The sequence below is a fragment of the Cellulomonas marina genome (genome assembly GCF_900111925.1).
Taxonomy (GTDB): Bacteria; Actinomycetota; Actinomycetes; order Actinomycetales; family Cellulomonadaceae; genus Cellulomonas; species Cellulomonas marina.
On record NZ_FOKA01000003.1, the window covers coordinates 298,842 to 305,787 of the forward strand.

Genomic DNA, 6,946 nt, shown 5'->3' on the forward strand with positions numbered 1-6,946 from the left:
GGAGCACCCGCGCATGACGAGCACGACCACGACCCCCGTCCCCACCGACGGTGACGCCGCCCCCGTCGCGCTGCGCGCCGTCGTCGACCTGGACGTGGCCGGCCCGACCATCTCCCGGCACCTGTACGGCCACTTCGCCGAGCACCTCGGCCGCTGCATCTACGGCGGGTTCTGGGTGGGCGAGGACGCCGACGTCCCGCACGAGGGCGGCATCCGCCTGGACGTCGTGGAGGCGCTGCGGGCGCTCGACATCCCCAACCTGCGCTGGCCCGGCGGCTGCTTCGCCGACGAGTACCACTGGGAGGACGGCATCGGCCCGCGCGACGAGCGCCCCCGCATGGTCAACACCCACTGGGGCGACGTCGTCGAGAACAACCACTTCGGCACGCACGAGTTCATGGCGCTGTGCGAGCTGCTCGGCACCGAGCCCTACGTCTCGGCCAACGTCGGCTCCGGCTCCGTGCAGGAGATGAGCGACTGGGTCGAGTACCTCACGCGCGGCGACGACTCCCCCATGGCCCGGCGGCGGCGCGAGAACGGCCGCGACGAGCCGTGGCGCGTGCAGTTCTGGGGCATCGGCAACGAGCCGTGGGGCTGCGGCGGCAACCTGCGCGCGCCGCAGTTCGCGTCGCTGGCGCGCCAGTACTCCACCTACGCGCGCAACCACGGCGACAACCGGCTCTACCGGATCGCCGCCGGCGCGAGCGACGCCGACTACGCCTGGACCGAGACGCTGGTGCAGCAGGTCACGACCGGGCTGGGCGACCGCACGCCGTCCGACCTGTTCCAGGCCGTGTCCTTCCACTACTACACGATCGCCGGCGACTGGGGGCAGAAGGGCTCCGCGACGACCTTCACCGACGACGAGTACTGGACGACCGTGCGCAAGGCGCTCCACGTCCGCGAGCTGCTCGCCGGCCACGCGGCCGTCCTGGACGCCTACGACCCGACGAAGAAGATCGGCCTCGCGCTCGACGAGTGGGGCACGTGGTGGGACGTCGAGCCCGGCACGAACCCCGGCTTCCTGTACCAGCAGAACACGATGCGCGACGCGCTCGTCGCCGGCCTGCACTTCGACGCGTTCCACGACTTCGCCGACCGGCTGCGGCTGGCCAACATCGCGCAGACCGTCAACGTCCTGCAGGCCATGCTGCTCACGGACGGCGAGGCGCTCGTCCGCACGCCGACCTACCACGTGTTCGAGATGAACAAGGGCCACCACGACGCCACCGCGCTGCCGGTGCACGCCGTCGGCGAGCGCACGCGGCACGCCGCCGACGTCGGCGAGGTCGACACGGTCTCCGTCTCCGCCTCGACGAAGGACGGGCACGTCCTGGTGTCCCTCACGCACCTCGACCCGACGACGAGCGCCCGCGTCGAGCTGTCGCTGCGCGGCGCGTCGGTCGGCGCCCCGCAGGCGCGGGTGCTCGCGGCGGACGACGTCGCGGCGCACAACACGGCCGAGGCCCCGGACGCGGTGGCCCCGCGCGCGCTGGACGGCGTGCGGGTGCAGGACGGCGTCCTCGTCGTCGAGCTGCCGCCGGCCTCCTTCGCGACGGTCCGGCTGCCGCTCGTCTGAGCGACGGCGGAGGGGCCGACCCTCAGCCGGTGACGAGGCGGTCCTGCGGTGCCGGGAGGCGTCGCAGGGCCGCCTCGACCGCGTCGTGGGCGTGCGCGTCGGGCAGGCCGAGCTGGCGGACGACGACCGCGAGCCGGTCCGCGGCGGCCGCTAGGTCCCGGTCGGAGACGCCGGCGGGCGCGGTCCCCGCGGGCGGCGCCTGCACGACGGTTCCGTGCCGCCCGGCGGCCCGTACCCAGCCGTCCCGCGCGAGCACCTCGTAGACCTTGCCGACCGTGCCGCGGGCGAGGTCGAGGTCGGCCGCGAGGTGCCGGATGGGCGGCAGCGCCGTCCCGGGGGCGAGCTGCCCCGAGACGATGAGCCGTTCGATCTGGGCCCGGAGCTGCTCGGAGACCGGCAGCGGCAGGTCCGGGTCGACGCGGACGATCACGCGGGCGCCGCGGGCGCGACGGCGGCCGCGGGATCCGGGACGGGCGGGCGCCACGACCGCGGTGGTCGGGGCGCCGCGCGGTGCAGCAGCACGGCGGCCACCACGAGCCCGGCGAGGCTGGCGAACCCGAGGACCAGGTCGACGACGCCGCCGTCGGGCGCCCCGAACGCCCCCTGCAGCCCGAAGAGCACCCACGTCGCCGTCAGCACCGCCGCCGAGAGCTCGAGGAGCGCCACCGACCCGGCGGCGAACGCGCGCAGCCGGTCGTCGAGCCGGGCCGCGCGCGGCGCGAGGACGGGACGGCGGCGGCCCACGACGCGCGCCCGCGTCACCTCCGCCACCGCGACGACGGCCGCGCCCGCGAGCGCGGTGACGAGCGTGGTCGGTCCCCGGCCGGCGACGAGCAGCGCCACCCCGAGGACGACCGCGGCCGCCACGAGGCCGCGCGCCGCCCCGACGTACCGGGGGTGCGGTGCCGCCGGTCGCGGCGCGAGCGAGGCCGTCACCGCCCCCGCGGTGCGCGGCAGCCGCGTCCCTTCGGCGACGAGCGCGCCGACGAGGACGCCCGCCACGCCGCAGAACAGCACGTCCGCGAGCGGCGAGTGCTGCCCGACGCCGAACCCGACGCTGGCGTACCACCGGATCCCGACGACCACGGCGAACGCGACGCCGACGAGTCCGCCGACCCGCCGGTGCCGCCGGTGCCGCTCGAGGTGCCGCGCCACCACGGCCGCCTCGGCCGGCGGCAGCTCGCCCGGCGCCGTCCCCGCCAGCCACGCCACGTCCCGCGCCGAGGCCCCGACGCGTGCCACCCGCAGCGCCGCCAGAGCCACGAGGCCGACCACCACCAGCACCGCCACGAGCGCCATCGGAGCACCCCTTCCGTTCGTCCCATTGGCACAGTACGTTGTGCCAATGACGACGACAAGCCCCCACTCGGCCGCCGACCCGGCGCTCGACGCCCTCGTGCCGCACGGCCGGCGGTGGCACGCGGTGGCGGGCGGGGCGGCGGTGGTGGCGCTGCTCGGGGCGGCCTGGGCCTCGCCGGCGGTGCTGCGGCCCTCGCTCGACGGCGGGAGCAGCGGGTCCGGCGGGGTGTTCGTCCCGCTGACCGACGACGAGGTGCTCGTCCTCACGCTCGTGACGCCGGACGCGGCGGCGCCGTTCACGCTCGAGGCGGTGGGCGACGTGCCCGGCGCGCACGTGGTCGAGGCGTGGCTGGTGACCGGCGACGCGGTCGACGGCCTGTCGTCGTCCGTCGGCGCCCCGACGGACGGGCCCGTCGACGCGGCGACCGCGCTGGCCGCCGTCCCGGACCTCGCGGCGGCGGCGCTGCCGGTGCGCGTGCCGGCCCAGCCGGGCGAGGTCGGGCTGCTGGTGCGGTGGGCGGTCGACGACTGCGCCGCGCTCACCGCGGCCGGCCCCGCCGACCCCGCCACGCCCCCGGAGCTGCGCCTGCGGACCGTCATCGGGACGCGGGTCGAGCGGCCGGCCCCGGACCTCGCGGCGCTCGACGCGGGCCTGCTCGGGGACGACGAGGCCGGCGGCCCCTGCGCGGCGTGAGGCGGGTCCTCGGGCGCGGCGTGACACGTCTCACCCCGCCGGCCTCCACCCGCTGAGGTATCGCCTCGACGCGTGTCGGTACCGGGGACGAGACTGGCGGCGACCCCCGAGGAGCACCCATGCACGAGCACGCCCCCACCGCGCCCGCGGCACCCCGAGACGCCACCGCCACCGGCCTGACCCCGCGCGACCGGCTGGCCGTCACGCTGCTGCTGGTCTCGACCTTCGTCGTCATCCTCAACGAGACGATCATGGGCGTGGCGCTGCCGCGCCTCATGTCCGACCTGCGCATCGACGCCTCGACGGGTCAGTGGCTGACCACCGCGTTCCTGCTGACGATGGCGGTCGTCATCCCGGTGACGGGCTTCCTGCTCAAGCGGCTCCCCACGCGCACGGTGTTCCTCGTCGCGATGTCGCTGTTCTCGCTCGGCACCGCCGTGTGCGCGGTCGCGCCGGGCTTCCCCGTGCTCCTCGTCGGGCGGGTGGTCCAGGCCGGCGGCACCGCGATCATGCTGCCGCTGCTCATGACGACGGTCCTCACGGTGACCCCGCCGGCCGCCCGCGGCCGCACGATGGGCAACATCTCGGTCGTCATCTCCGTCGCGCCCGCCCTCGGCCCGACGATCTCCGGCCTCATCCTGTCCGTGCTCAGCTGGCGGTGGATGTTCGGCCTCGTCCTGCCGATCGCGGTGGCCGCCCTCGTGCTCGGCGCGCTGCGGATGCCGAACGTCTCGGAGACCGGGCACGCGCGGGTCGACGTCCTGTCCGTCGTGCTGTCGGCGCTGGCGTTCGGGCCGCTCGTCTTCTGGCTGTCGAGCCTGGGCGAGGGCGGCGGCACCGCCGCGTGGGCCGCCTTCGCCGTCGGGGCGGTCGCCATGGTGGCGTTCGTCCTGCGCCAGCTCCGGCTGCAGCGCACCGCCGAGCCCCTGCTGGACCTGCGGGTGCTGGCGGTGCCGAACTTCCGCATCGGCACCCTGCTCATGGCCGTGATGATGATGTGCCTGTTCGGGACCATCATCCTGTTCCCCATCTACGCGCAGCAGGTCCTGGGGGCCAGCACGCTCACCACCGGCCTCGTCCTGCTGCCGGGTGGCCTGCTCATGGGCCTGCTCGCACCGACGGTGGGCCGCGTCTACGACCGCGTCGGCCCGCGGCCGCTGCTCGTGCCGGGCGCGCTCGTCGTCAGCGCCGCGCTGTGGGGCACCACGCTGCTGGGCGAGGACGGCGCCCTGTGGCAGATGCTCGTCGTGCACGTGCTGCTCTCGGCCGGGCTCGCGCTGGTGTTCACCCCGCTGTTCACCTCGTCCCTGGGCGCTCTGCCCGCGCCGCGGTACGCCTCTGGCTCGGCGGTGGTGTCCACCGTGCAGCAGGTGGCGGGCGCGGCCGGCACCGCGCTGTTCGTCAGCGTGCTGGCCGCCCGGTCCACGTCGCTGGCCGGCGACGGCGCCTCGGAGCTCGGGGCGCTGGCCGGCGGCATCCACGCCGCTCTGCTGGTCGGCGCGGTGATCTCGCTGCTCGCGGCCCCGGTCGCCTTCTTCGTGCGCCCGGTTCCGCCCGGCGCGGACCCGGTGACCCGCTCGAACAATGATACCAAGGGTGTTGTTGCATTACAGACCGACGAGCCGATTCGGCTGCACTAACATCAGTGTCGGGGGCCGCAGCGGACGGCGTAGCCCCATCAACGTGATGTCGCAATTCACCTAGCGGCGTTCGCCGCAGCGACGGTGGCCTGAAGGCCGTCAAGTCCTTTGCTGAGGGCGGCGGGAACTGCGCGACGCCGTCGCCCTGGCACTCCTCGTGCGGCCCTAGCAGCCCCGCCGTCGGATAGGACTGGTTCTTGCAACCTTGGGTGCGTGCTCGCGCGGGGCACCGCAGACGCGGTGGCGAGGCGCTTAACCAAAGCGGCTCTTCGGACATCTGGTGGGGTTCAGGCGTTGAGGCCGCCGGCGGCGAGGAGCATGCGGAGTCGGTAGTTGTCGCGGTTGCGGTAGCCGCGGGCGATGCGGCGGTGGAGTTCGATGATGCCGTTCACGGCTTCGGTGCCGCCGTTGTTGGCGCGGTCGGTGGTGAAGTAGGCCAGAAACGCTTGTTGCCAGCGGCGCAGGGTCCGTCCCAGGCGGGCGACCTCGGCGATGGGGCAGGTGTGGAACGAGGCCAGGATCTTCTCGGCGCGGCGCCGTCCCTCGGCGGTGTCCTTGGTGCGGTAGGCCGCGCGCAGGTCCTGGGCGCACCGCCAGGCGATGTAGACCTCCTCGTGGGCGTCATCGGCGGTGATCGCGACCTCGAGGCGGTGCAGCTGCTTGTCGGTCAGGTTCTCGGCGCCGGCGCGCAGGAGGGTCTGGATGCCGTACAGGGGGTCGCCCTTGCGGCCGCGGTGCCCGGTCGTGGCCTGCTGGACGCGGCGGCGGACTTCGTCGACGACCTGGGTGCCGAGCTTGACGACGTGAAACGCGTCCAGCACGGCGACCGCGTCGGCGAGCTCGGCGTCCAGGGCGGCCTTGTAGCCGCCGAAGGGGTCTAGCGCGGCGACCTGGACCCCGTCGCGGAAGGTGGCTCCGCGGTCGGTGAGCCAGTCGGCGTAGGCCTTCTTGGACCGGCCCGGGACCAGGTCCAGCAGGCGGGCACGGACCCGCCACCGTCCGTGTTCGTCCTGATGGCGGGTCAGGTCGACCATCCCGGTGAGCTCCTTGGGCCCACGTCGGCGGGTGTCGCCGTGATGCCAGATGTGCTCGTCGACGCCCAGAGAGGTGACGCCGGTGAACCGTGCCGGGTCCTCGGCCCGGGCCTGCAGCCGCGGCCGGACCGCGCGCCACAACGTCTTCCACGCCACCGCGAGCCGGCGCGCCAGACCCGACACGCAGGCGTGCTCGCGGCGCAGCTGGGCGATGGCCCAGGTCACCGCCCGGCACGTCAGCGACCCGCGGGCGGGGACCAGGTCGGGCAGCTGCTCGGTGAACGACCCGACCGGGCAGCCGGGGTCCGGGCACCGCCAGGTCCGCTGCCGCCACCGCAGCACGACGGGCACCTCGCCCGGCACGTCGTGCAGCACCCGGATCTTGCGGCCCCGGCCGACGGCGACGACGCCGCACCGCGGGCACCCCATCAGACCGGGCGGGGAAGAGACCGTCACCGTCAGCAACGTCGGTGATCGTTCGACGGCCTCGACCTGAACGACGTCCAGGCCCAGCAGCACGTCACATCGCGAACAGGGGTCGGTAGAAGGCGCGCTCGAGCACGCCGTAGCGTTGGACACGGTCGAGGTCTCCGCAGGGACGGTTTGCTTGGTCGCTGCTGATCCTCGGGGACCTCGACCCCCTCACCCCTGCACCTGACTCACCGGCGAGCCGTCACCCCCACCGGATGTCCGAAGAACC

The 6,946-nt window shown here is 74.7% G+C and carries 6 protein-coding genes; 3 read left to right on the top strand and 3 right to left on the bottom strand.

Going from position 1 to position 6,946, the window contains the following annotated elements:
- Positions 1-13 precede the first annotated feature (13 nt).
- The gene (locus BM048_RS05375; protein ID WP_090031255.1) at positions 14-1,579 is read left to right on the top strand and encodes an alpha-N-arabinofuranosidase; all 1,566 of its coding nucleotides are present in this window, start codon (positions 14-16) and stop codon (positions 1,577-1,579) included.
- Positions 1,580-1,601: 22 nt separating this feature from the next.
- Here the strand turns inward: BM048_RS05375 and BM048_RS05380 are convergent, their stop codons facing one another.
- Positions 1,602-2,009, bottom strand: a complete 408-nt coding sequence (locus tag BM048_RS05380) for a GntR family transcriptional regulator (protein ID WP_090031353.1) — start codon at positions 2,007-2,009, stop codon at positions 1,602-1,604.
- Positions 2,006-2,878 carry a hypothetical protein gene (locus tag BM048_RS05385; protein WP_090031257.1) on the bottom strand — a complete coding sequence of 291 codons (873 nt, stop codon included), beginning with the start codon at positions 2,876-2,878 and terminating at the stop codon, positions 2,006-2,008. Before BM048_RS05385 ends, BM048_RS05380 begins: the two co-directional genes overlap by 4 nt.
- A gap of 46 nt (positions 2,879-2,924) precedes the next feature.
- Here BM048_RS05385 and BM048_RS05390 point away from each other — a divergent pair, with 46 nt between their 5' ends.
- Together BM048_RS05390 and BM048_RS05395 are read left to right on the top strand one after the other, a co-directional pair.
- Complete coding sequence (locus BM048_RS05390; RefSeq protein ID WP_090031259.1) at positions 2,925-3,572, top strand: hypothetical protein; 648 nt, start codon at positions 2,925-2,927, stop codon at positions 3,570-3,572.
- Positions 3,573-3,691: 119 nt separating this feature from the next.
- Entirely contained in the window at positions 3,692-5,212 is a 1,521-nt protein-coding gene (locus BM048_RS05395) for an MDR family MFS transporter (protein ID WP_090031261.1), read from the top strand.
- Between the two features lie 287 nt (positions 5,213-5,499).
- Here the strand turns inward: BM048_RS05395 and BM048_RS05400 are convergent, their stop codons facing one another.
- Positions 5,500-6,825 carry an ISL3 family transposase gene (locus BM048_RS05400; protein ID WP_239079078.1) on the bottom strand — a complete coding sequence of 442 codons (1,326 nt, stop codon included), beginning with the start codon at positions 6,823-6,825 and terminating at the stop codon, positions 5,500-5,502.
- Between the last annotated feature and the right edge of the window lie 121 nt (positions 6,826-6,946).